We start from the raw sequence: 24,854 nt of genomic DNA, 5'->3' as shown, positions 1-24,854 counted from the left end.
TTTTAACGTTTGCCTCCGCCTATGAATTTCCAAACCAGTGAGCTGAATGCCGCACCAACCAACGGTGCAACGATGAACAGCCAGAGCTGGCTAAGTGCCTGTCCGCCTTCCATGATGGCCGGACCTATACTTCTTGCCGGATTGACAGATGTTCCCGTAATAGGAATACATACAATGTGTATCAGTGCCAGGGTGAGTCCGATTGCCAGTCCTGCCATGTTTCCTGCGCCTTTCTTCTCGTCAGTCGCACCCAATACCACTAGTACGAATATGAAAGTAAATACCGCTTCGGCGATGAATGCCTGTGCTGTTTCTCCGTTGTCGAAAGTGTTGGCTCCTGTCATTGTAGGTCCTGCGTGTCCGCCGGTTCCAACCAGTATCGACAGTATCATTGCTCCTATGATTGCTCCGATAATCTGGAACACTATGTACATAAAGGCGTCTTTGGTATCAATCCTGCCACTTATCCATGCTCCGAAAGTGATGGCAGGGTTTATGTGGCATCCGGAAATGTTTCCGATACAATATGCCATAGCTACTACTGATAAGCCGAAAGCTAACGCAACTCCGATAGTTCCTGTTCCTGCACCTACGATGTCGGCTGTACCGCCGGCAAATACTGCACTACCGCATCCAAGCAATACAAGGACCATAGTGCCTAATAGTTCTGCAATGTACTTTCTCATAAACATAAGGTTTTATAGGTTTATGTCTATAAATGTACATATTTTTCTTTGAAAATAGAAATTAAAAGCCTGTTTTAACACAAAATCAGGTATTTGCTTTCTTTATATTATATCAGCAACAGACTTACCGCCATAATTGCCATACCGGAGATTACACCGGTAATTCCCCAATGGTGATGTCCGTACTTTTCTGTGCTTGGCAGCAGCTCATCGAATGATATATATACCATGATTCCTGAAACCAGGGCAAGGAGCAGCGCGTTGATTGAAGGGGTCCAGAAGGGGATGAGGAAAAGTATTCCTATCAGTGCGCCGATAGGTTCGGCCATTCCCGACAAGAATGAATACCAGAATGCCTTCCTGCGGCTTCCTGTGGAGTGATAGATAGGAACAGACACAGCCACGCCTTCAGGTATATTATGTATGGCTATTGCAAACACAATAGGTATGGCTATTTCAAGGTCGGTAAGCGCCGATGTAAATGTTGCAAGTCCTTCCGGAAAATTATGTATTCCTATGGCAAGTGCCATCATCACTCCCGTCCGCTTCAGTTTTTTGTCATTGCCTTGCGACGAATGTATCTCATGCGGATTCTCATCTTCAGGAACCAGAAAGTCTATAAGTGCTATAAGCCCTATACCTATGAAAAAGGCCAGAAGCATATATACCGAAGCTTCGCGTTCACTGTATATTCCGCTGAGCAGATGCACGGATTCCGGCATAAGCTCCATGAATGATACATAAATCATTACTCCTGCCGACAGTCCCAGTGACGCCGACAGAAAACGTGTGTCTGTCTTTTTCGACAGCAATGCTATAAGGCTGCCTATGCCGGTTGACAGTCCGGCTATCAGTGTAAGCCCGAAGGCCAACAGCATGTCGTTGTTGGTTATCATCTTTATTTGGTTTTTAATTATATCCTGCAAATATAATAACCATATATCCCGGAAAAAAGTTTGATGAAATAATAATTTTTTTCACATCACACCATATCTTCACCCGTATGTATTACAGGCACGCGTACAGTCTTATGAAAAGGAATGAAGCGGGATATGACGGCGATAACAAGAGTAACCGCAAACAACCATCCCAGAATGTGTTTCAGAGCCAATAGTGTAGATTGTTGCTGCAGAATATTGTTCATCGTATTTGTCGCCAGTTGTGTGGCCTCGTTTATTCCATATCCTTGTTGCAGATTGCCTGTCAGTGCCGATGAATAGCGTGATGCGGCAAGAGGGTCGGTCAGTGTGATATTCTCGGCCAGCTGCACCATGTATTTTTGCTGTAGCCGGTATAATGTATTGCTGTAGAAAGCCGATGCCATGACAGGTGTAAGTACCGACCGGAAAGTGATGAGGAAAAACGCGTTCGACAGCAGGTATTTGGGTGGAAGATCCTCTACCGCAAAAAGCGCAAATGCTATTATAAGAGTGAGCATTCCCAGACCACGCATGAAGAGAGGGAAAAACAGCATCTCGTATGTACTGTCGGGTGAGATGGTGAAATACAGTGACCCGAAGAAAAACGCAAAGCATGCCATGCCTCCGGCTATTAGAAACCTGAAGCGCCATCTTTGCCAGCGGAACCACCAGAAACATATTATGGCACCTACTATATATCCGGGCAACAGCCATATATAGAGTGTATAGCTGTGCGTATTGTCAACTTTCAGTATGGTGGTGAGATAGCTTGTCATCAGATTAGTCGAAGTACTGAAAAACATTATCAGTATCATATAGAAATATCCCAGTATGGCTTTCCACTGCAATAACGGTTTCAGGCTTACGTATGGCTTGGGCGAATGGAACTGTTCCCATATGAACAGGGCAAGCAGGAACGGCCCGATGGCTATATACAGGCAAATCCTCGACGATGCCATCCAGTCGAGTGTCTTGCCGTATGTTATTACATATATCAGCATCAGTATGCTGGTGGATATTATAAGCATTTCGCGAAGATGCAGTTCGCTCAGCGCTACAGGTTTCGAAGGACGGTCGTGGCGTAGAAATACTATGATGGCAACAATGGCCACCAGCAACAGTATCATCATGAAATAATACATGTATTTCCAGTCGTAATGATATGCCAGGAGTGCTGTTACTACCATTGACAATTGTCCAGCTCCGAAAACCAGAGGATAGAAGTACGCATAGAATTCGCTGCGCACATCATTGGGGCTGAATATGAATTTTATTCTGCGTATGACCCACAGCATGATGAACCCTTTCAGGAAGCCTATGACGAAACTTGAGGCTATAAGCAGTTCGATGTTGTTCTGTCGCGCGCAAAACCAGCTCAAAAAGAATTGTAAAGTCAGGTCTGCCAGAAGCAGGGATTTCGATGAGAAGGCGTTCAGAATTTTTGGTACGATGGGGTAGGATATGGCCATTCCTGCCGAAGCGGCATAATATCCTATGGTTATATCCTCGGTATATACGCCCAGGGTGTTCGATACTTCTACTATGCTTCCCGTGTAAGTCCCGTTAAGCATTGCTACAGGCAGTATAATCAGGAATACTGTTATTACTCCTATATAGTCGGGCACCCAGCGGCGTATCGGAATGTCTAATTCGCGTGCAGTCTTCATCGTTTCTTCAATGCTTCGGTTTCAACCATCATACCGGCGCGTAACTGACTCATGCATTCGTCGCTTACGTCGTCAAGATCAATCCTGACAGGTATTCTCTGCTGTACCTTAACGAAATTTCCGGCGGAATTGTCGGTAGGTACAAGTGAATATTTTGAACCTGTGGCTTCGGATATTGCCGTAACATGTCCGTGAAGTATTTTCCCCGGCAGTCCGTCAACCTTTATCCTTACCGGCTGCCCTATGTATATGTTTTCTATCTGAGTCTCACGATAATTGGCAGTAATCCATTTGCCTGACTGTCTGACAATGTATGACAGAACTTGTCCTGCACTTACGTATTGTCCGGGCTCAAGTGTGCGCCGTCCCATGTAACCGGAGTATGGAGCAGTGACTACAGTATATGAAAGGTTCAGGTTTGCCAGATCAAGGGCAGCTTCCGCACGAAGGATACTTGCCTCAGCATTTACCTGTTTTTTGTTTGCCTCGTCATATTGTGATCTTGCCGCTTCTTTTTGGCTTAACAGTGCTGTGTATCTGGCCTGCGCAGCTTCGTAATTGGCTTTAGCCACGTCGTATTGCTGTCGTGGCACGGACTCTTCCTTCAAAAGCCGTTCGTATCTTCTGAAATCCTGTTCGGACTGCCATAACTTAGCTTTTGCTTCCGCTATGTTGGCTTCCTGTTCCGCTATGCGGGTGTGCGATGTCTGTATGCCCGATGTAAGTACATCCTTCGAGCCTTGGGCGTCAAGAAGTGCCGCACGTGCCTCTTTCTGGCGTATCAGATATTCGTTGTTGTCGAGCACTACCAGTGTGTCACCTTCGTTTACGTATTGGTGTTCTTTGAAACGTATCTCGCTTATGTATCCCGACACGCGTATATTTACCGGTGCGATGTATTGATCTACAAATGCGTCATTTGTTATTTCATAACTGAAATATCTCCTGAAATAGTTTACTGTCCATATAAGTCCGGAGACAGCTATTATCAGACATACCGTATTGAGTACGATGTTACGCAGTTTTTGTTTTCTCAAACGTTTGTATTTGTTATAGACAGACATGGCTTTATATATTTCCTATTGCTCGTTGTAGTTCATAATAAGTATAAATCACTCTTGTGCGTGCCGTAGTGAGTTCCAGTTCGGCATTAAGACGTAGATTGTCGGCATCCAGCAGGTCTGTGAGGATTGCAAGCTGGTTAAGATACCTGTTGTTCATAATCCTGTAATTCTCTTCAGCCTGTTTCACTGACAGCCTCAATACTTCCACTTGGTTTATCGCCTCGTGGTGTTTCAGCAATGCGGCATTTATGTTAGTGCGGATATGCTGTTTTTGCTGTTCCTCGGCATTCCGGCTCAGCATTACTCCACGGCGCGCTTCGTTCATGCGATGTTTGTATTTGTACAGCGACGACAATGAATAACTGACCGACAATCCTATGTTCCAGTTGTTGTTATACATATCTGCCAAGGTTCTTGAAACCGGTCTTGCCAGAGTGTTTGAAGCCGTGAGTGAAAGTTGAGGCATTTTTTCAGCCTGTACTATTCTGACGTTGTTCTGTGCCAGTTCAGTCTGCTTTTGCAGCACTTGTATGTACGGGTCGGAAAAGAAAGCCTTGTTTACGTAGTCCGTATATGATTCTGTCACGAAATCCTGTCCCAGTAAAGCTGTATCAGGTATCAGCAGCAATGTCTCGTCCAGACCTAGCAGGATGTCCAGCTGCTGTGAAACCAGACGTATGTTGTTTTCTGTTTCCGTAAGCGACAGCCTGTTTTCTGTCAGTTGCATTTCGCTTCTCAGCACATCGTTATTCGTTATCAGACCTTCTTCCTCCATGCGTCGGATGTCTTTCAGTCTTCTTTTTGATTCGTCTATGTTTCTGTTCAGCACCATGCATTGTTTGTACAGACTGAACAGGCTGAGATATTGTTCCAGAAGTGATAATTTAATGTCGGCACAGTTTGTGGCTGTTTGCAGTATTGCCACTTCATGTTCAATGTTTGCCTTGCGGACATTGTATTTTATTCGTCCTCCCTGATATAAAGGTTGTGTGAAGTCGATGGCATAATTCTGTTGCCAGTCCGGTGTCTGCGGACGGCTTGGATTGCTCAGTCCGTTTTGCCACACAATGGGTTGTCCCAGGAAACCTCCCTTTAATCCTATCCCGATGTCGGGTAGTTTTGCCATATGTGCAGTCTGTGTACGTTCGTATGCCATTTGTTCTTTCAGCCTGTCGGCAGAGAGTTGCAGGCTGTTTTCCGTTCCCAAATCGAATAGTTGTTGCAGCGATATATGCATAGAGTCGGTTTGTGCATGTCCTGTTATTGCATACGCTGTGGTCATCAATAACGGTAAGATATGTCTAGTAAGTTTCAATGGCATGTTGGAGTTCTTTTAGCAGTATTTCTGTCTGACGTATTTTTTCTTTTCCAATTATATCTTCAAGCCTTTTGTAGTAATCGTCCAGTTTCGGTGCTATCCATTGATGGAATTTTTCACCTTCTTCCGTAAGAAAGACTAGTTTGTTACGCCTGTCGTTAGGATTTTCCTGTCGGCATACATAACCTTTTTTTTCCAGATTGGTCATCAGATTTGTCAGGCATGCCTTGTCTTTAGCCGTTCTTTCCGCCAGTATCTGCTGGCTTATGCCTTGTTCGCTCCACAGGCAGCTCATAATCTGCAGCATTTCGAATGTTATTCCTGCATTTGACTCTTTCAGCAGTTTCTGCATCGCCTGTCGTGATGCCATACGTGTACGGATAAGTTGCAGGATACATGCCCTTGAAATAACTTTTTCGTTTTGATTCATCGAATTAAGTTTTTGTATTCACGCTACAAAAGTAATTCTTTTTATTCAATTAGTCAAATATTTGACTAATTTTGCCGACTGATATGTTTTGAAGTGGAATATTTAGAATTAAATAAGCAATGAAATCTAATTCAGACAGAATTTGAACCACGGGCTGAAGCCAAAGACCTGACCCTGCGCATTACCGGATGCAGCGACATCATTCTGATGGGTGACCGCAACCGGCTGGTACAGATCGGCAACAATCTGCTGAGCAATGCCATCAAGTTTACGGAAAGCGGTACGGTAGGACTGGACATTCGCCGGCTTTACCAACGTGCCCTACAAGAGAGAGAACGGTAAGTTCGTAACTGACGGTACGACCATTTATTTTGACGACACCGAAACGAAGACCTTCATTCCACATACAGCTGCCCCGGCGCAAGCGTCAAGCCGGAGCTGCCCATAGACAGAATGGTGCGACGGCCGCTTTCGCAGGCGGCAGCACAAAACAAGCGTTCTTTAAAAGATTGTATAGGAAATAGAATGATTATTGCCGGAAAAGGGTTATTTTTGTTAGCGTAATCAAAAGAAAAAGAATACTATGGCAAAGAAATCGACCCTCCAGGTGAAAGGTACCACCATTAGGACCTTGCAGCATAATGGCATTGACTATATCTGCATCACGGACATCGCCCGCCAGAAAAATCCTGCCGAGCCTAAAGACGTGGTGAAGAACTGGATGCGACTGAAGAACACGCTGGAATACCTCGGACTGTGGGAGCAACTAAACAACCCCGCGTTTAAAGGGGTCGAATTCGACCCCCTTCTGGCAGAAGCGGGCAGCAATGCATTCACCATGAGTCCTTCAAGGTGGGTGGAACTGACCGGAGCGGTTGGCATCCTCTCGAAAAACGGTGCCGGAGGCGGAACGTATGTACTTGAATTATCAAACCATTATAAATAGAATAATTATGGGAAAATACATCTGTCAACGCCCTATACATCCGGGCGAACTGCTGAAGGAAGAGACCGAAGAACGCAAGCTCTCGCAGCGCAGATTGGCCGAGCAGATGGGCATCTCCTACAAGGTATTGAATGACATTCTCAACTGCCGCAGGCCGATTACTACGCAGACAGCGATGCTTTTCGAGGCAGCTTTGGGTATCAGTGCTTCGCTACTGATGCGGATGCAGCTTGATTGCAATATGCAGCAGGCGGCTGCTGACCCCTCTTTTATGGAGCGTCTGAAGCAGGTACGCAAGTATGCCGCCATGCTGTAGCTCACGTTACATAGAAAGTTTCTTGTCCCGCTTCTCCTGATAAAAGGAGAAGGTGGAACAGGTCTTTTGGATTGATAATAGCCCGTGCCATATTGAAAAAAGCCAATATGCTGTAAGTATGAGATTTCTGTTAGTTGCTGGTGAAGTGGAAGAATAAGAAAAGGCAATCACTAGACTAAAAAGATAAGAAATAAACAAAAGAATCAAAATATTACACTGTCTTTCCCAGGAACACCCCGACAACGGACAATGCTCCCAGTTGTTCCATTTTTCGTTTCAGCTGCCTGAAACTTTCTCCGGTAGTGAGTACATCATCCAGCAGGACAACATTCTTGCCTTTAATATACCGCCGGGTGAATTGCAGATTCTGCAGTATATCCTTATCCTTTCCCTTTCCTTTCAGTTGTTCGCGGTCTTCTTCTATCCAGATGGCCTTAAAGCCGTCTGCAATGCCCAGCCATTTGTCTTCCGGCTTCCGTCAGGCACATGCCGATTGTGAGAAAGGTTGTGTTGGAGGTTATTGAAAAGCGAGATAAGAGAATAAAAAACAGGAGCCTTCGGCAGATTTACTTTGCCGGGGGCTTCGTGCTTTAGGAATGTAAGGAAGGAAAAGAGTGAAAATCATAAAGGCCTAAGAAAACGAAAAAATATATGCTGGCAGGGTTATATCTAATTAATAAGTTTTATATTTGCATATACCTCACATTTCAATTTGTAATTTTATGAATTTTGAACAGCTGTGTTTTACAACGTTTTGTGTCGGCAGTCTGGCTGATGCTTTGAAAATGAGTGCAGGTAAAGTATATGGTATGTTGCGCTCATCTGGTATTCTTACTGAATATCTATTACCGGGATATGAGGTGCTACATACATTCAGTAAAGAATATATTGTGGACGACTTGATTTCATATATGAAGGAGAAAGGAGTTTTGGAATGAGACTGTATCATGCTTCGGACAGGGTGATAGAAACTCCCGATGTATATCATTCACGTGAACATCTGGATTTTGGCAAGGGCTTTTATTTGACATCTATACGCATTCAGGCAGAAAAGTATGCACAGCGTTTTTTATTGCGTGGCAAGCGTGCTTTTGTCAATGAATATCTGTTGGATGAGGAGTTGTCAGGCTATGTTGTGAAAGTATTTGAAAGTTATGATGAAGAGTGGTTGGATTACGTTGGTAAATGCCGTAAGGGACTTAATGAAATGATGTACGATATTGTGGAAGGAGGTATAGCCAATGATAAAGTATTTAATACAATAGATTTGTTTTTCTCAGGAGCTATGAGTAAAGAAGATGCGCTTGGCAGATTGGCATATGAACATCCCAATCATCAGCTGTGTATATTAAATCAAGATGTACTTTTACACCATTTACATTTTATTGGGGCGGAAGAAATAAAAGCAGAAGGAGGTGAATATGTTGGCTGATAAAATAGTATTGCAGATGAAATATGCGCGTATTGTCCGCTTATTTGCAGATAAGTTACAGATAAAATACGAAGATGCGCTTGCCTTCTTTTATGATTCTGAAACTTATAAACTTATAAGCAATGGAGTTGCTGATATGCATTGCCTTAGCGATGAATATCTTGCCGATGAATTGCTGATGGAATGGAAAGGAAATAATCCTTCTGAAGTCCACCTTCAGGTGAACTGATAACTTCTTTATGACTTTTATACCGTAAGCATGGGGCTTCGTGCTTTTTGGGGGAAAATGGTTAGGCTTGTAAATATATAACTTATACCAAAATCGGACAATTTGCCGCTGAGAGAGGTTGTATCGGCAGTTATTGAAAAGTGAGATAAGATAAGCGTATTATTAAGAATGGTTTTATTGGCGTCCTGACAATTTAGTTGGTTATCTGTTGTTTTATTCGTACTTTTGTGTCCGTTTTATAAAAGGATAGGAGACTATATGTTGTCAGTTAAACCTCAGTTTTGATTGGTGCTGCTGCGTCAGGAAGCGGAAAAACTACGTTTACGATGGGACTGTTGCGCGTTCTCAAAAGAAAGGGAATGTGTGTACAACCGTTTAAATGCGGTCCCGATTATATTGACGGAAAATTTCATACAATAGCCGCCGGTAGGGAATCTGTAAATCTGGATACTTGGATGGCTTCTGAACGTCACGTGGGTGAGGTTTATTCTCATTACGCTAAAGACGCGTCGGTGTGTGGTTGAAGGTGTGATGGGCCTGTTCGACGGTTATGACCGGCCGAAAATAGCTTTGGCGAAGGATGCCGCTTTCAATTTTATTGTCATGGCTAGGTTCGAGATGCAAAGGCAACAATGGCAGGAAGAAAAATGGTTAAAATTTTCTTACAAAAGAAAGAAAAAAGATTCTGATCAATAATAATCAAATTTAGAAATCAATGACTATACATATCAAACGATTACACCCTTTGATGCTGGCCGGTACAGGCAGTGATGTTGGTAAGAGTGTTCTGGCAACGGCATTGTGCAGGATTTTCCTGCAGGACGGTTATCGTCCGGCTCCTTTCAAGGCACAGAATATGGCTCTCAATTCGTATGCCACTCCTGAAGGTCTGGAGATAGGCAGGGCGCAGGCTGTACAGGCGGAGGCTGCAGGTGTGCCGTGTCATACGGATATGAATCCTCTGCTGCTGAAACCGAGCTCGGATCATACATCGCAAGTGGTATTGAACGGAAAGCCTATAGGTAACCGCAGTGCGTACGAATATTTCCGCAAAGAGGGAAGGGACGAGTTGCGCCGTGAGGTATGTGCTGCTTTCGACAGACTGGCGGCGCGTTATAATCCTATAGTGATGGAAGGTGCGGGAAGTATCTCCGAAATTAATCTTAGGGATACGGATCTTGTCAATATGCCGATGGCAAGGTATGCCGGTGCGGATGTAATTCTGGTGGCTGATATCGACCGTGGCGGTGTGTTTGCCAGTGCTTACGGCTCTATTGCATTGCAGTTGCCGGAAGACCGCAAGCGCATAAAGGGAATAATAGTAAACAAGTTCCGTGGTGACTTACGCCTGTTTGAATCGGGCGTGAAAATGATGGAAGAGACTTGCGGTGTGCCGGTGCTTGGCGTGATTCCTTATTATAAGGAAATCTATATAGAAGAGGAGGATTCTCTGGAATTGCAGCAGAAACAGCGTGCGGCAGTAAGCGGAAAGGTTAACATTGCGGTCGTCCTGTTGCGTCATTTGTCAAACTTTACTGATTTCAACCGTTTGGAGCGTGATGAGCGTGTAAATCTGTATTATACCAATAATACAGAGGAGATAAGCAAGGCTGATATAGTGATATTGCCTGGAACAAAAAGTACTCTGGATGATTTGCTGGACCTGCGCCGGAACGGGGTGGCCGAGGCTGTAGTCAGGGCGGCACGAAACGGAGCAACCGTTTTCGGTATCTGTGGAGGTTATCAGATGATGGGACTGTCTGTAGAAGATCCGGACGGTGTGGAAGGAGGAATAAGCCGTTTGCCGGGACTTGGACTGTTGCCTGTTTCTACTGTCATGCTGTCGGAAAAGGTTACACGCCAGACTGAATTCAGATTTCTGGATAAGGACGGAGATATCTGCAAAGGATATGAGATTCATATGGGACAAAGCAGTATATCGGCTGACAGCGATGCAGTTCCTTTGAATTATCTGCAGGATGGAACAGCCGAAGGATGGAGAGTGGGAGAGAAATGTTTTGGTACGTATATGCATGGAATATTGGATAATGAAGCTGTTGTCAATTATCTGTTGGCGCCTTATACAGACATTGAAAAAGGGAATATATCCGATTATCTATCATTTAAGGAAGAACAGTATGACAGGCTGGCTGCTCATGTTCGTTCGCACATAAATATGCCATTGTTGTATAAAATGCTTTCAGATAATGATTAAAGGACACGGTGATGATATTTTTCAGTACAGGAATGGAATCCGTATGAATTTCAGCTCGAATGTTTATGGAAATGTTTCTCATGACGGGCTTAATGCCTATTTGTGCAGTGTGATATCATGCATACGTTCTTATCCTGAACCGGAGCCATATTCTCTGGAAAGATTGTGGGCGGAGCAACTGGATATTGTGGATACTTCGATTTGTGTCACAAACGGAGCTACCGAGGCTATTTATCTTATAGCCCAGGCTTTCAGGAAAAGCCGTTCGGTAATTCTGATGCCTACATTCAGCGAATATGCCGATGCGTGTGGGTTGCATTCGCATGAAATCATAAAGGCTTATTCTTTTGAGCGGATGGATATTTCCGGTTGCGATATCTGCTGGATATGTAATCCTAACAATCCTACGGGGAAAGCCGTGGATGTGGATGAGCTCCGTAAGATGATAGTCAATAATCCGGGATGTCTGTTTGTAATAGACCAGTCGTACGAGGCTTTTACCGCGGTCTCGTTATTGTCGGCCAAGGAAACTGTTATGTTACCGAATGTGCTGTTGCTACATTCCATGACGAAGCATTTTGCCATTCCGGGGCTCAGATTGGGTGGAGTTACCGGAAATCCGGAACTGATAAACCGCTTGAAGAAGTGCAAGATGCCGTGGTCTGTCAATGCTCTTGCCATATCGGCGGGCCATTATCTGCTGACTCATCATGATGAGTTTGAAATCGATTTGCCTGCGTTGCTCCGTGAAAAAGACCGTGTGGCTTCTGCTCTGGAGATGACTGGGGAGATGGATGTCATGAAATCGGATACTCACTATATGCTTGTGCGCCTGAAAAAAGGTAAGGCTTCGGAACTGAAAACTTTCCTGGCAGTGGAAAAAGGAATCTTGATTCGTGACGCTTCGAATTTTGATGGACTTGACGAACGTTTCTTCAGGATTGCCGTACAGATGCCTGAAGAAAATGATGAACTGATTAATTGTATTAAAGAATGGATTTGCATACGTTGAATGTATTGTTGCCGTTGCTTGTGGGAGTAGTGTTGGACAAGTTGTTGGGCGACCCTCTTTGGCTGCCTCATCCTGTGGTAGGTTTTGGAAATATGATTCGCTTTTTCGAACATAGACTGAATAGTGGACGTTTCCGTCGCATAAAGGGAGCGTTTACGGCCTTGCTTCTTATAGCGGTTGTTTTTACGGCATCCTACTTTCTCCTGAAATATGTTTTTTCATATAGTAACTGGGCTGGTGTTGCTATTTCGTCAGTCGCGGTGTTCTATTGTCTGGCAGGAAAGACATTGATAGACGAGGTCAGGATGGTATTCGATGCCATGGAAGTGTCACTTGAAAAAGGCAGGAATCAGGTTGCACGTATTGTCGGCAGGGATACAAACGAGCTTGACGGTCAGGAAGTACGTGCCGCTGCACTGGAAACCTTGGCTGAAAATCTGAGTGATGGGGTGATTGCTCCGTTATTCTGGTTTATGCTGCTGGGTGTACCTGGTATGCTGACGTACAAGATGATAAATACCCTTGATTCGATGATAGGGTACAAGAACGAACGTTATCGCCTGTTTGGATATTGTGCGGCAAAGATTGATGATATCGCCAATTTTATACCGGCACGTATCACTGCTTTTCTGATGGTAATGGCTTCCGGACGTCCGTCGCTGTTGAGATTTGTGCTTCGTTACGGGCATGAACACGCAAGTCCTAATTCCGGTTATCCGGAAGCTGCGCTTGCCGGTATCTTGAATTGCCGTTTCGGGGGACCTCACAATTATTTCGGGGAGCTGGTGTATAAACCATTTATCGGCAGTAACAACCGTCTGTTTGTACGCAAGGATGCTGATGTGGCTATCCGTATAAACAGGATTTCGGAAGTTTTTATGATTATCATTGTTGCCGCCGTGATTTATATGTCGTCAGGGGTTTTTCCTGTATCGTAGTCCGGGTATCAAAACTCCATCTCTACAATTTCACCATAAGAGGGCTGTTTGCTGAATCCGTTCTCGAATGTTGCCATACCGGCATAAATCATAGCGCATACTATACTTCCGCCGTGGGAGAAAACTACGATCTCGTTTTCATCCTTTTTAAGAATGTCGTCAATAAAGGCTGATATTCTGGAATATTGCATTTCCAGAGATTCGCCGTTAGGGGCTGGTAGATGGAAGTAGTCGTCGAACCACCGGGACAGATATGGATCATCTATTTCGTCATAACGCTTCATCTCCCAGTCGCCGAAATTCATCTCCATAAGCCGCGGGTCATGGACAGCTTCCTTGAAGCCGCAGAACCCGGCAAGCCGTGTGCAGCGTGAGAGTGGACTGGTATATGCTTTCTGGAATGAGTATTTCTTTAGCTGTCCGGCGCATCTTAATGCCTCTTCTTCAAATGAAGCTTTTAACGGTACATCAGTCTGGCCGTAACATGTTCCCGGGATTACATCCGGGGTGGTATGTCTCACCCATACTATTTTCTTCTTTTTTCCTGTACTCATCGTATTTAGGTTTTTATCGGATCAATCCTGAAACTATTGCAATGGAGAACCACATTGACAGTTCACATATCAGAAATGACGCTCCGCAACAATCGCCTGTATATCCACCCAATCGTTTTCGCAACAGGTGTTGTATATAGATAAATACCAGTATCGGAACCGGCAGTGTAATGAAGAAACTGTGGGGCATGAATACAAGCGGAAGCAGTCCTCCGATGGCTGATGCTGTTTCTTCCTTGTAGTTTTGTCTTGAGTATATAACCTTTGCTTTGCTTTCTTCTTCTTTACGGGCGTAGGGCAGTAGCCATAATATGTGACTGCACACGAATTTACAGAAAGAATCGCAGCATAGCAGTATAAACGGAGTGTATGACGGATTTATAGAACTCAGAAGCTGATACCCCAGAAGATAGTATATGATTAATCCCAAGACACCGTATGTACCGATATGGGAGTCTTTCATAATCCTGAGAGTGCTCTCCCTGTCTCTTCCGCCTCCAAAGCCGTCGAAGAAGTCGGCAAGTCCGTCTTCATGCAATGCTCCCGTTATGAGAAGACGGACTGTAAGCGCCGCTATTACCGCTATTGGGACCGGAAGTATCTGGCTGACACCCCAGAAACATATCGCCATGATACCGCCCGTGAGCCATCCGCTGAAACTCCAATAGCTGACTACATGTTTGAAACATTCGTCCGGTACGCTTTTGATTTTCCAGAACGGCAGACGGGTGAAGAATATAAAAGCTGCAAGAATCTGATTCATTCCGATAGTCTTTTTTAGTCTTTAGAGTTTAAAAGTATTTTGTTATAGACGCTTTTTTGAATGAGTCCATCTCATTCAGCATTCTGACTGCAGAATCTACTATAGGGTAGGCACAGACAGCTCCGCTTCCTTCGCCCAGACGAAGATTGAGATGAAGCAGCGGTGATGCTTTGAGATGTTCCAGCAGAATACGGTGACCGGCTTCGTCACCCTGATGACCGAAAATGGCGTATTGCAAAACTTCAGGATAAAGTTGCGAAGCAGCAAGTATGCAGTTGCTCATAATGAATCCGTCAACAAGGATAATCATCCTGAGTTCGGCGGCTTTAAGCATTCCTCCTATAGCCATTACCATTTCGTATCCTCCAAAACGGCAAATGATTTCTTCGGCAGTGTGCTCTCCCTTGAAATTGTCCTGTGCCTGTTTCAGGACCTGATATTTGTGCTCAATGCCTTTGGCATGCAGTCCTGCTCCGGCACCGATACATTGTTTTAATGGTATATTTGCGAAAGATGACATCCAAAGCGATGAGGCTGATGTGTTTGCTATACCCATCTCGCCGAAGCTTACTATGTTGCATCCTTTATTATGGGCCATTTCCACGCATTCAGCTCCTCTCTCTATGCACAGTTCCATTTCTTCTTTGGTCATTGCCGCCTCACGAAGATAATTGCGGGTACTCTTTCTTACCTTCATGTTGATTATTCCACGGTCGTAAGGCAGGTCATAATCTACTCCGGCATCTACCAGCATCAGTTCAAATCCATGCTGTCGGCACAGAAAGTTTATTCCAGCACCACCATCCAGGAAATTATATAGTTGCTGCCATGTTATTTCTTTTGGAGAGACGCTAACTCCTTCTTCCACTATACCGTGGTCGCTGGCAAACAGAATGTTGTATGGATTGCTTAAACGTGGAGAAAGTGTATGCTGGATCATGCAAATCTGTTTGGCAAGCTCTTCTAGTCGGCCCAAAGAACCTTTTGGTTTTGTAAGATTGTCTATTTTGTCGATTACTTCCAGTTCAAACTGCGGATCGTGTATTGGTTTGATATTAAACTCTTTCATTTTCTGATTATTTTTTATTTTATCTTCATTGGAATACCACAAACCATGAAAATCACTTCATCGGCTTTCGAAGCTACATACTGGTTTGCAAATCCTTGGACATCTGTGAATTTGCGCTGTATCTCATTCTCTGATACTCCTCCAAGACCTATCTCGTTTGTCACGAAAATGAATGTCGCGTCCTGAACGGTAAATTTGTCGAACTCTGCTTTTATTGAGTCCAGTGTTTTCTGGACATCATGATGCTTGAAGAAGAAATTAGTGCACCAAAGTGTGATACAGTCTATCACAACAACCCTTCCTTCCAGATTGTGCTTGCTTAATTCCATTTCTTCCTCTATATTAGTCCACTCCGGACCGCGGTTTTGCTGATGGCGCAATACGCGCTGGCGGAACTCCTCGTCCCATATCTTTGCTGTGGCAAGATAGACAGGCCTGTCCGTTAGCTGATGTGCAAGCTTTTCAGCGTATGTACTCTTGCCGGAGCGTTGTCCTCCAGTTATTAGAATAATTTTTTTCATAGCTTTCTGTAAATAATACTTACTGCCCTACAGTAAGCATAAGTCCAACACCTCTTACTGTCTTGATCTCTATCTGAGGGTCGTTTTCGAACAGCTTTCGCAATTTTGTGATGAACACATCAAGACTTCTCGAAGCGAAATAATCATCATTCTTGTCCCAGCAACGGTTCAGGATAACCTCTCTTCTTACCACTTCGTCTTTGTTTTCGGCAAGCAGTTGCAGAACCTGTGCCTCTCTTGCAGTCAGTGTAGTGTTATTGCCCGATTCATTGTTGTGCAGCGTAGCGTGTCCTGCATCAAGAGTATATTTCCCGAACTTGCACATTCCGCTTTCATCGCGTGTCTTCGAGCCTTCCTTCATTTTCAGAATGGCGTGCAGATGGGCATCCAGTTCATCAGGGATGAATGGCTTCTTAACGTAGTTGTTCACACCTATGTCATAACCTTTTCTGACGTCCTTTGGCGATGTAAGTGCAGAGGCGAAAAGGATAGGGGTGTCACCGTCCGTTTCCCTGATATGGCGTACCATCTCGAAACCGTCCATCACCGGCATGTCTATATCCGATATGATGATGTCAGGATGATGTTCCTCCCATGCCTGCAAACCCTCCTTGCCATTGAATGCGGTGATTACCTCATATCCGCCAATTATATCCTGTAGTCCGCTTTGGACTATGTATGAAAGATTCTTGTCGTCTTCTACTAATAACAGTTTTATCATTGTTCTTCTGATTTTTCTACACAAAGGTATTCAAAATATCGTATTCTCTGTGTCTTTGTAAAATAAAAATTGAATAGAGCTGAAAATATGATTTAATTATTGTGGCAGTTAAGTAACAACAGTTCGTATATCTCCTTTGCCTCGTGCTCTTTCAGACTTCTTATGGCGAATGATGTTCCATTTGTGGAAATCACCAGTTTCACCCTGTGATAATATGGTGTGAAAGGAGTGGAAACCATACGTACTACCTCTATATTGTCATACTTCACATAATTATAAATCTCGGCAAACTTTCCGTTGCTTATTTCCATATAGTCCTCTTTGAGGGTAATATGGCTTCTGCGTACCGCAAGAAGTCCCTTGGCAAGCGAAACCAGCATATAAGCTATGGGAGCAAAAAGCCAGATGTATTGTCCGTAATGGCACAAGACTATGGCTACTGCCAGCGAAATCAGAATGTCGAATCTTATGGTGTAGCCAAGCAGACCATAACCTGAACGGGCAGAAATGACAGTGGGCGAGGAGGTATAGTCTTTCCCCAGCCACCAGCTCAGGAAGTTTCCGTCATGCGATGAACCGTAAATCTTTACGTCGGCACCTTTCTTTTCGTCTGTGGCATTCAGTGCCTGCCTTACCATTATAGTGCAGCAGCCCAACCAGTTTTCAATGATATTCCTTTTTACGTAAAGCGTACATACCTTGTCGAACGAGAACCGGCTGCTGTTGCGCGTAATCAGTCCGCTTTCGAAGAAAAGCTGTTTTTCGCCCATACGTATATCCATATTGAAGTATTGCAGGAAAACCTTTCCCATCCACAAGATCAGTATTACTAAGTACAATATCACGATGACCGTTAAAACAGCTGTAACAGAGAATGCTGAAGAATCGGCATGTGTCTCTACATAGTCAATGAAATAATTTGCGGCTTTGTCGTTGACGGAAGTTATCTGATTGTACAGCGTGGCAAGCACACCGAACAGCACAGCCATGCCTTTCAGGTGATTCTGGCAGAGAGCACCTTTAATCAGATTCAGGTTGCTTACCTCCAGTTTAATGGTTTTACTGTTTTCTGTAGCCTCCTGTTCCGTAGCTTCAGTCTCTTGCACTTCCTCCTGTGTATTTTCCTGAGTCTCCACACGGCTTAACAGAGCATCCCAGTCGTCATCGTCAAGGATGAGTTCTATCTCTTCAGTCCGTGATGCAAGCGTGTCGAACGAGATGCCTTTCATATCAAGCATACGATAGATGAGACCGCTCTTGGTACGTAAAGACTGAATCTTATTCAGAGGGATGCTTGTCCTTTCATGCTGTATTACACCATGGATAAAAATCAGATTACCGTCCTCAACATAATATTTTTTGAAGTAGAAACTTAGGAATGCGGTTATCAGCGATAAGGCAATGAATCCTGCCAGATAGGACAGAAGCATTATTATGTATTCCATGACAGAAGTCTCATCGGACGAATCGAATATCCTGACAGTGAAAAGTATCAGGATTAGACTTGCATAGCTTCGCAGAGCCTTCACGAAGAAAATCACGAAAGCACTTTTGCTCATCCTGCGCGGTATTGAGAAATCATTTATTTTCATTCCTTATGCTTTCTGTTATAACTGTTATGTTCTTCATTTCTCGGCATCGGCATGGATACTGTCAGTTATATTGGCACTGTTGGTTTTTGTGTTTATGAGAAAAAGATTAGCTTTGCAAAAGAATCTTATAGTATCTGCAGTAGTTGCTCTGACGGGTATTACTGGTGTTATTGCATTTATATTATTGCCTAAAAACAGATTTGAGTAAACCTTAAAAAAATAATTATAAACTTAATCATAACTTTTTAAAATGAAAAAACTTTACTTTTTTATTGCAGCTTTAGCTGTAAGTGTGGCGTTTACATCATGTGGAAACAGCAAAAAGCAGTCGGATGAATCTTCAGCCACAGAGCTGGCTGCCCAGAAGATAGACGTTTCAAAAGCTTTGTATGTAGAGGAAATCCTGAAGAATGCAGAACAGGAAGTAGGCAAGGAAATTACCCTTAAAGGTTTCGTGACTCATACGTGCAAGCATTCTGGACGCAGATGTTTTGTTATGGGTAATGACCAGAAAACATCTATCCGTGTAGAGGCAAGAGGAAACATCGGTGGCTTCAATCGTGAACTTATCGGTTCAGAGCTTGTTATCAAGGGAATTCTGAAAGAAAACAAACTTACGAAAGAATATATTGACCAGGCAGAAGAAGAACTGAAGGAAAAGCAGGGAAAAGAAGGCAACGGTGAAACTTGCGATGCTGAATTGAGCAATATAGAAAATATGCGTAAGTGGATGAAGGAAAACAACAAAGACTATTATTCAATATATTTCGTAGAAGGAACTGACTATGAAGTTGTTGAATAAAAGCCTTTCATATTGGTTGAGGGTTATCCATCGTGACCTGGGATTTCTGATGGTGGGACTGTGTCTGGTTTATGGAGTGTCAGGGTTCCTTCTTAACCACATGGACGGAAAAGACCCAGCTTTCAAAACCACAGAAACAAAGGTGGAGCTGAAGAAGGGGATGGATGCAGATGAGATAACTGCTGAATGGAACGCAGATTCTGAACTGCCACATCTCAAGAAGGTTCTTAAAATTGACGATGAACACTTCAGAATTATGTTGGAAGGGGGAGTTGGAATATACAACTCTCTAACCGGTGTTACTGAATACGAAACTCATGAAAAACGTCCTGTGATATACTGGTTTAACAGGCTTCATTATAACCGCATAAACGGATGGAGTTTTATGGGTGATTTCTTTGCTTTCTCACTCGTTTTCTTTGCCATTTCCGGATTATTTATGATTAAAGGAAAGAATGGTATTGCGGGAAGAGGTAAATGGTATTTGCTGATTGGAATATTGATTCCGATAATATATATGATTCTTTCATAACTCTTTTTGACTGTCTCAAACTTGATATTGGGGCAGTCTTTTTTTGATATAAAAGCTAAAAAGCTCAAATAATACTGAAAGGTAAGATTTCGATTTGTAATCATTACAAAATAAAAATTATATTTGCAAACGAACCAATATAATTTAAGTTATGAAGAAAATCAGTCTTTTATCTCTGTTCTTATTTGGCATAATGTCATATAATTCTACATTTGCCCAGGAAAGAGTTATCACCCGCGGAGTAGAGGTATCCACAAACGGTTATATGCCGGAAGTAGGAGTGATGGCTCCGGACTTTTCTGCAACAGACAAGGGTATGAACGAGGTTTCCCTTTCGTCGTTCAAAGGGAAGAAGGTGGTGTTGAATATTTTTCCGAGTCTGGATACACCGACATGTGCTCTTTCTGTAAGACATTTTAATGCTGATGCGGCTTCTCTTGAAAATACCGTGGTGCTTTGCGTTTCGAAGGATTTGCCTTTTGCTCAATCAAGATTTTGCTCTACGGAAGGATTGGACAGGGTAATACCGCTATCGGTTTTCCGTAGTGAGGATTTTGAAAAGAATTATGGTTTGGTTATAACTGAAGGCCCTATGAGAGGGTTGACTACAAGAGCTGTAATAGTTATTGATGAAACAGGAAAGATTATTTACCGCCAGCTTGTGAAGAATGTTTCGGAGGAACCTGATTATCAGAAAGCTCTCGAACGGTTGAAATAAAATTTTTTATATCTGACAGAAAAAATCCTCTAATCATGGCAAATAGCTCTGATAAGAGGATTTTTTACTTTTCTATTTATCTTGAAAAATAGAATTAATATACCTTGTTGAGGATTTCTTTTGCAACTGTACCGGTTACCAGTCCGTCCTCACCAAAATGTACGTCTCTTTCATTGAAACGATGTTCTATTTCGTCTATCACTTCTCTGCCAATATTGTTTTCTGAAAGAGATGTTGTGAGACCAAGAGAATTGAAGAATTCACGAGTCTTGCGTATAGTTTCGTTTATACGGAAATCGTGTGTTCCTGAACTTACTCCGAACACTCTTGCGCCTACCTGCATGATTTTCTCACTCTTCTGCTGGCGGAGTACGTCCATTGTACCAGGAAGGATTATCGCGAGTGTATGTCCGTGAGTGAGTCCTGTGAGAGCTGTCACTTCATGACCAATCATGTGTGTAGCCCAGTCCTGTGAAACTCCCAAAGCAATAAATCCGTTAAGAGCCATTGTAGCACACATCATGAAATCTGCCATATTCTGGTAGTCCTGCTTGTTTTCCTTGATTTTCGGAGCAATCTCGACCAGTGTCTGAAGGATGCTTTCAGCCCAGCGGTCCATTAATCTTGATTCTCCGGCTTTAGTGAGATACTGTTCCATAACGTGTACGAATGTATCTGCAATACCGCATGCAATCTGATAGTCTGGCAATGAGAATGTTACTTCAGGATCAAGGATTGAAAACTTGGGGAAGTTTGAGAAGAAAGCATACTTTTCTTTAGTTTCCTTGCATGAAATAACGGCACCGTCGTTCATTTCCGAACCTGTGGCAGGTATAGTAAGAACTGTTCCCAGAGGAACTGTCGTGTCGGCTTTTCCTTTTTTTACCAAGTCCCATGCGTCGCCATCATAAAGCAGACCTGCTGAGATGAGTTTTGTTCCGTCTATTACAGAGCCGCCACCAACAGCCAGAAGGAAATCTACTTTTTCTGCTTTTCCCAGTGCGATAGCCTCGCGCAGTGTTTCTATGGCCGGGTTTGGTTCTATACCCCAGAATTCAACTGTGTTATGATTTTTCAGGGCTTCCTTTACCTGCTCATATACTCCGTTTCTCTTTACGCTGCCACCTCCGAAAGTGATCATTATTTTCTTGTCGGCAGGTATTTCTTTACTTAACCGGGCAATCATACCTTTGCCCATAATCAGTTTTGTAGGATTCTGAAAGCAAAAATTGTTCAACATATTATTCTGTATTTATGGTTTTAAAACTTTATGCAAATGTACATATTTATACTGAGAGTTCAAACTTTATATTTTTAACATATATGTGTGCGTTTTTGTTTATCTTTTAATGAGATGGGCTGCACCTCGGAATTAAAAGTTGAAAACACTGTTTTCACTTTGTACTTCATTCGGTTTGCACTATCTTTGTACCCTCGAAAACTATATTGATCATGAATAGAATAAAAACTTTGATTGTGCTTGCTGCCTTATTGCTGAATACTTTCGCTTTCAGCGCTCAGACAGCATCTCCTAAACGTGAGTTTCGCGGGGCATGGATACAGTGTGTAAACGGACAGTTCCAGGGTATGCCTGTAGAGACAATGAAACAGACTCTTTTGAAACAGCTGGATAATTTGCAGGGAGCAGGTATTAATGCCATAATCTTTCAGGTTAGGGCAGAGGCTGATGCATTATATAAATCGTCGTATGAACCTTGGAGCCGTTTCCTTACAGGTGTTCAGGGACTACAGCCATCTCCGACATGGGATCCGCTGCAGTTTATGATTGATGAATGCCACAAGCGTGGTATGGAATTGCACGCATGGATTAATCCTTATCGTGCCTGTACTAAGGGAACAACCAGATTGTCTCCTCTGCATCCTTACAACAAACATCCGGAACTGTTTGTGAAATATGCCGGACAGCTTTATTTCGATCCGGGATTTCCAGACAACAGAAAGTATATCTGCAAGATTGTTCGCGACATCGTAAACCGATATGACGTAGATGCCATTCATATGGACGATTATTTCTATCCTTATCCTAATCCGGGAGAGAATTTTCCTGATGACGTAAGCTTCGCTGCATATGGTCGTGGATTTACAGACAGAAAGGAGTGGAGAAGAAACAATGTAAATGTACTTATCAAAGAACTTCATGAGACAATTCGTGAGTGCAAGCCGTGGGTAAAGTTCGGTATTTCTCCTTTCGGAATATATCGTAACAAGAGAACATCGCCGGAAGGTAGCGAAACTCGAGGACTGCAGAATTACGATGATCTGTATGCCGATGTCCTGTTGTGGGTGAACAAAGGTTGGATAGACTATAACATTCCGCAGGTATATTGGGAGATAGGCCATCCGGCTGCCGATTATGAAACTTTGGTTAAGTGGTGGGCTGAGAAATCAAGTGCACGCCCTCTGTATATCGGTCAGGATGTGTATAGAACAGTGAAGAAACCGGATTTGAAGAAGCCTTCAGTACATCAGATGGAAGCTAAATATAAATTGCAGCGTTCATTGCCAGCCATACAGGGTAGTTGTCAGTGGTATGCAGCTGCTGTGATGGATAATCCTGGTAATTATAGAACTTTATTGGCAAAGAATTATCACAAATATCCTGCTTTGCAGCCATTGTATCCGTTTATTGACGACAAGATTCCATTGAAAGTTAGAAAGCTTAAAGATGTTTGGACAGAATATGGATATATTCTTTTCTGGACTGCTCCCAAAGCAAAACACGTTATGGATGAGGCCGTTCAGTATGTAGTATATAGATTCGAGAATAAGGAAAAGGTAAATATTGAAGATGCATCGAAGATTGTTGCCATAACAAGAGATACGTTCTACAAACTGCCATACGAGAATGGAAAGACCAAGTACCGCTATGTGGTAACAGCTCTTGACAGACTGAATAATGAATCCAAACCAGTGTCTGAGAAGGTTAAATTATGATTTTATTTTTTTAGAATATATAGTGCGGCTCAAGTTTAATGAAAAAAATTGAGCCGCAATTGTTTTTAGGGGGGACATAAAACAGTGTTTAAATACTATTTAAATGCTGTTTAAAGCCTGTTCCAAATCGTTTTTCAAATCATCAATGTGTTCCAGACCTATGGATAGTCTGATAGTTCCCTGATGTATGTTCTGTTCCATAAGTTCGCTTTCTGTCAACTGCGAATGTGTGGTGCTTGCCGGATGTATCACTAACGATTTGGCGTCTGCTACGTTTGCTAGCAATGAGAAAATCTTAAGGCGGTCTATGAACTTGTGTGCCTCTTCCTTACCTCCCTTAATCTCGAAAGTAAAGATTGACCCTCCCCCTTTAGGCAGATACTTATTATATAGCTCATGGTCTGGGTGGGATGGGAGTGAAAGATGGTTCACTTTCTTAACCTTTGGATGTGAAGCAAGATATGAAACTATTTTAAGTGCATTCTCCACGTGACGTTCCACTCTTAGTGACAATGTTTCCAGTCCTTGCAAGAGCATGAATGCATTGAACGGGCTTATGGCTGCTCCTGTATCTCTGAGCAGTGTCGTTCTGATTCTTGTCACAAAGGCAGTGCTTGGGTTTATATCTGTGAAAATTATTCCGTGGTATGATGAGTCAGGCTCAGTCAGTTGCGGAAACTTGCCGGATGCCTTCCAGTCGAATTTTCCGGAGTCCACTATAATTCCACCAAGGGATGTACCGTGTCCGCCTATGAACTTGGTTGCAGAATGTACCACTATATCTGCGCCGTACTCTATCGGACGGATAAGATATGGAGTACCGAATGTATTGTCAATTATCAGAGGTATGTTATGCTTGTGGGCAATATCGGCAACAGCCTGTATATCTATTATATTTGAATTAGGATTGCCAAGTGTTTCTATAAATACGGCTTTGGTATTTTCCTGAATAGCCTTTTCAAAATTCTCAATCCTGTTAGGGCTTACAAAACTTGTACTGATTCCGTAAGTAGGTAGCGTATGTGCCAGAAGATTATAACTTCCACCGTAGATAGTCTTTGCCGCTACTATATGGTCGCCCTGTTTTGCAATGTTAAGGAATGAATAGGTAATAGCAGCTGCTCCTGAAGCTACTGCCAAAGCAGCTTTTCCACCTTCAAGTGCTGCTATCCTTTGTTCTAAAACTCCCTGTGTTGGATTTCCCAATCGTCCGTATATTTCTCCGCTTTCCTGAAGTCCGAATAATGCCTCGGCGTGGGCAGAATTATTGAAAACGTATGAAGTTGTCTGATAAATAGGTACAGCCCTTGCACCTGTCGCCTTGTCTGCATTTTCCTGTCCTACGTGTAGCTGTAATGTCTCGAAATGTAGTTTCTGTGTATCTGTCATAATCTCTATAGCTTTATTGTTACATCTGCAAAGTTATGTTTTGTGGTGATGTTATCCAATATTTG

The 24,854-nt window shown here is 43.1% G+C and carries 26 protein-coding genes and 1 pseudogene; 13 read left to right on the top strand and 14 right to left on the bottom strand.

Going from position 1 to position 24,854, the window contains the following annotated elements; genetic code table 11:
• Positions 1 to 2: 2 nt before the first annotated feature.
• The 6 genes from OCV82_RS02350 to OCV82_RS02325 all read right to left on the bottom strand — a co-directional run bounded on the left by OCV82_RS02350 (position 3) and on the right by OCV82_RS02325 (position 6,085).
• Positions 3 to 686, bottom strand: a complete 684-nt coding sequence (locus tag OCV82_RS02350) for an MIP family channel protein (protein WP_154042916.1) — start codon at positions 684 to 686, stop codon at positions 3 to 5.
• A 107-nt stretch (positions 687 to 793) separates the two neighbouring features.
• On the bottom strand, positions 794 to 1,582 hold the full coding sequence (gene zupT / locus OCV82_RS02345) for a zinc transporter ZupT (RefSeq protein ID WP_154042915.1): 789 nt from the start codon (positions 1,580 to 1,582) through the stop codon (positions 794 to 796).
• Positions 1,583 to 1,668: 86 nt separating this feature from the next.
• Positions 1,669 to 3,273, bottom strand: coding sequence for an MFS transporter (locus OCV82_RS02340; protein WP_154042914.1), 1,605 nt, complete (start codon positions 3,271 to 3,273; stop codon positions 1,669 to 1,671).
• On the bottom strand, positions 3,270 to 4,337 hold the full coding sequence (locus tag OCV82_RS02335; RefSeq protein WP_154042913.1) for an HlyD family secretion protein: 1,068 nt from the start codon (positions 4,335 to 4,337) through the stop codon (positions 3,270 to 3,272). Before OCV82_RS02335 ends, OCV82_RS02340 begins: the two co-directional genes overlap by 4 nt.
• 4 nt (positions 4,338 to 4,341) lie before the next feature.
• Positions 4,342 to 5,619 (bottom strand): TolC family protein, encoded by a 1,278-nt coding sequence (locus tag OCV82_RS02330; protein ID WP_375338113.1) that lies wholly within the window; start codon positions 5,617 to 5,619, stop codon positions 4,342 to 4,344.
• A gap of 19 nt (positions 5,620 to 5,638) precedes the next feature.
• Positions 5,639 to 6,085, bottom strand: coding sequence for a MarR family winged helix-turn-helix transcriptional regulator (locus tag OCV82_RS02325; protein WP_154042911.1), 447 nt, complete (start codon positions 6,083 to 6,085; stop codon positions 5,639 to 5,641).
• 583 nt (positions 6,086 to 6,668) lie between these two features.
• Here OCV82_RS02325 and OCV82_RS02320 point away from each other — a divergent pair.
• From OCV82_RS02320 to cbiB, 9 genes and pseudogenes are all read left to right on the top strand, one after another.
• Positions 6,669 to 7,031 carry a KilA-N domain-containing protein gene (locus OCV82_RS02320; RefSeq protein ID WP_154042910.1) on the top strand — a complete coding sequence of 121 codons (363 nt, stop codon included), beginning with the start codon at positions 6,669 to 6,671 and terminating at the stop codon, positions 7,029 to 7,031.
• 7 nt (positions 7,032 to 7,038) lie between these two features.
• Positions 7,039 to 7,347: a HigA family addiction module antitoxin gene (locus OCV82_RS02315; RefSeq protein ID WP_022163465.1), complete on the top strand. Its 309-nt coding sequence runs from the start codon at positions 7,039 to 7,041 to the stop codon at positions 7,345 to 7,347.
• A 722-nt stretch (positions 7,348 to 8,069) separates the two neighbouring features.
• The gene (locus OCV82_RS02310; protein WP_118525515.1) at positions 8,070 to 8,285 is read left to right on the top strand and encodes a DUF3791 domain-containing protein; all 216 of its coding nucleotides are present in this window, start codon (positions 8,070 to 8,072) and stop codon (positions 8,283 to 8,285) included.
• Positions 8,282 to 8,779 (top strand): DUF3990 domain-containing protein, encoded by a 498-nt coding sequence (locus OCV82_RS02305; RefSeq protein WP_154042909.1) that lies wholly within the window; start codon positions 8,282 to 8,284, stop codon positions 8,777 to 8,779. Before OCV82_RS02310 ends, OCV82_RS02305 begins: the two co-directional genes overlap by 4 nt.
• Before the next feature lie 16 nt (positions 8,780 to 8,795).
• On the top strand, positions 8,796 to 9,008 hold the full coding sequence (locus OCV82_RS02300) for a DUF3791 domain-containing protein (RefSeq protein WP_262542807.1): 213 nt from the start codon (positions 8,796 to 8,798) through the stop codon (positions 9,006 to 9,008).
• 326 nt (positions 9,009 to 9,334) lie between these two features.
• Positions 9,335 to 9,566, top strand: a pseudogene (locus tag OCV82_RS02295) (cobyrinate a,c-diamide synthase); the annotation flags it as partial.
• A 157-nt stretch (positions 9,567 to 9,723) separates the two neighbouring features.
• Positions 9,724 to 11,223, top strand: a complete 1,500-nt coding sequence (locus tag OCV82_RS02285) for a cobyric acid synthase (protein ID WP_262542806.1) — start codon at positions 9,724 to 9,726, stop codon at positions 11,221 to 11,223.
• Positions 11,216 to 12,235, top strand: coding sequence for a threonine-phosphate decarboxylase (locus OCV82_RS02280; RefSeq protein WP_154042908.1), 1,020 nt, complete (start codon positions 11,216 to 11,218; stop codon positions 12,233 to 12,235). The genes OCV82_RS02285 and OCV82_RS02280 overlap by 8 nt, the downstream gene beginning before the upstream one ends.
• A complete protein-coding gene (gene cbiB / locus OCV82_RS02275) occupies positions 12,217 to 13,173 on the top strand; it encodes an adenosylcobinamide-phosphate synthase CbiB (protein ID WP_154042907.1) in 957 nt (318 codons plus the stop codon). The genes OCV82_RS02280 and cbiB overlap by 19 nt, the downstream gene beginning before the upstream one ends.
• A gap of 8 nt (positions 13,174 to 13,181) precedes the next feature.
• On the opposite strand, the gene cobC is transcribed toward cbiB, so the two are convergent.
• From cobC to OCV82_RS02245, 6 genes are all read right to left on the bottom strand, one after another.
• Positions 13,182 to 13,727, bottom strand: a complete 546-nt coding sequence (gene cobC / locus OCV82_RS02270) for an alpha-ribazole phosphatase (protein WP_154042906.1) — start codon at positions 13,725 to 13,727, stop codon at positions 13,182 to 13,184.
• 13 nt (positions 13,728 to 13,740) lie between these two features.
• Positions 13,741 to 14,490: an adenosylcobinamide-GDP ribazoletransferase gene (locus OCV82_RS02265; RefSeq protein ID WP_154042905.1), complete on the bottom strand. Its 750-nt coding sequence runs from the start codon at positions 14,488 to 14,490 to the stop codon at positions 13,741 to 13,743.
• Between the two features lie 28 nt (positions 14,491 to 14,518).
• A complete protein-coding gene (cobT, locus tag OCV82_RS02260) occupies positions 14,519 to 15,559 on the bottom strand; it encodes a nicotinate-nucleotide--dimethylbenzimidazole phosphoribosyltransferase (protein ID WP_154042904.1) in 1,041 nt (346 codons plus the stop codon).
• A 14-nt stretch (positions 15,560 to 15,573) separates the two neighbouring features.
• Complete coding sequence (gene cobU, locus OCV82_RS02255; protein WP_154042903.1) at positions 15,574 to 16,080, bottom strand: bifunctional adenosylcobinamide kinase/adenosylcobinamide-phosphate guanylyltransferase; 507 nt, start codon at positions 16,078 to 16,080, stop codon at positions 15,574 to 15,576.
• Between the two features lie 19 nt (positions 16,081 to 16,099).
• The gene (locus OCV82_RS02250; RefSeq protein WP_154042902.1) at positions 16,100 to 16,801 is read right to left on the bottom strand and encodes a response regulator transcription factor; all 702 of its coding nucleotides are present in this window, start codon (positions 16,799 to 16,801) and stop codon (positions 16,100 to 16,102) included.
• A gap of 92 nt (positions 16,802 to 16,893) precedes the next feature.
• Entirely contained in the window at positions 16,894 to 18,393 is a 1,500-nt protein-coding gene (locus OCV82_RS02245) for a PH domain-containing protein (RefSeq protein ID WP_154042901.1), read from the bottom strand.
• A 250-nt stretch (positions 18,394 to 18,643) separates the two neighbouring features.
• On the opposite strand from OCV82_RS02245, the gene OCV82_RS02240 reads away from it, so the two are divergent.
• The 3 genes from OCV82_RS02240 (at position 18,644) to tpx (ending at position 20,445) form a co-directional block, all read left to right on the top strand.
• Positions 18,644 to 19,195 (top strand): hypothetical protein, encoded by a 552-nt coding sequence (locus OCV82_RS02240; RefSeq protein WP_154042900.1) that lies wholly within the window; start codon positions 18,644 to 18,646, stop codon positions 19,193 to 19,195.
• Entirely contained in the window at positions 19,179 to 19,727 is a 549-nt protein-coding gene (locus tag OCV82_RS02235; RefSeq protein WP_154042899.1) for a PepSY-associated TM helix domain-containing protein, read from the top strand. Before OCV82_RS02240 ends, OCV82_RS02235 begins: the two co-directional genes overlap by 17 nt.
• 193 nt (positions 19,728 to 19,920) lie before the next feature.
• Positions 19,921 to 20,445: a thiol peroxidase gene (tpx, locus tag OCV82_RS02230; protein WP_239469049.1), complete on the top strand. Its 525-nt coding sequence runs from the start codon at positions 19,921 to 19,923 to the stop codon at positions 20,443 to 20,445.
• A gap of 94 nt (positions 20,446 to 20,539) precedes the next feature.
• Here the strand turns inward: tpx and OCV82_RS02225 are convergent, their stop codons facing one another.
• Positions 20,540 to 21,682, bottom strand: a complete 1,143-nt coding sequence (locus OCV82_RS02225; protein ID WP_154043074.1) for an iron-containing alcohol dehydrogenase — start codon at positions 21,680 to 21,682, stop codon at positions 20,540 to 20,542.
• A 215-nt stretch (positions 21,683 to 21,897) separates the two neighbouring features.
• Here OCV82_RS02225 and OCV82_RS02220 point away from each other — a divergent pair, with 215 nt between their 5' ends.
• A complete protein-coding gene (locus tag OCV82_RS02220; protein ID WP_154042897.1) occupies positions 21,898 to 23,400 on the top strand; it encodes a glycoside hydrolase family 10 protein in 1,503 nt (500 codons plus the stop codon).
• Positions 23,401 to 23,499: 99 nt separating this feature from the next.
• Here the strand turns inward: OCV82_RS02220 and OCV82_RS02215 are convergent, their stop codons facing one another.
• Positions 23,500 to 24,789, bottom strand: a complete 1,290-nt coding sequence (locus OCV82_RS02215) for an O-acetylhomoserine aminocarboxypropyltransferase/cysteine synthase family protein (RefSeq protein ID WP_154042896.1) — start codon at positions 24,787 to 24,789, stop codon at positions 23,500 to 23,502.
• Positions 24,790 to 24,854: the final 65 nt, after the last annotated feature.

Source organism: Bacteroides cellulolyticus (genome assembly GCF_025567135.1).
GTDB lineage: Bacteria > Bacteroidota > Bacteroidia > Bacteroidales > Bacteroidaceae > Phocaeicola > Phocaeicola cellulolyticus.
This window is presented reverse-complemented; position numbering and strand designations above follow the sequence as displayed.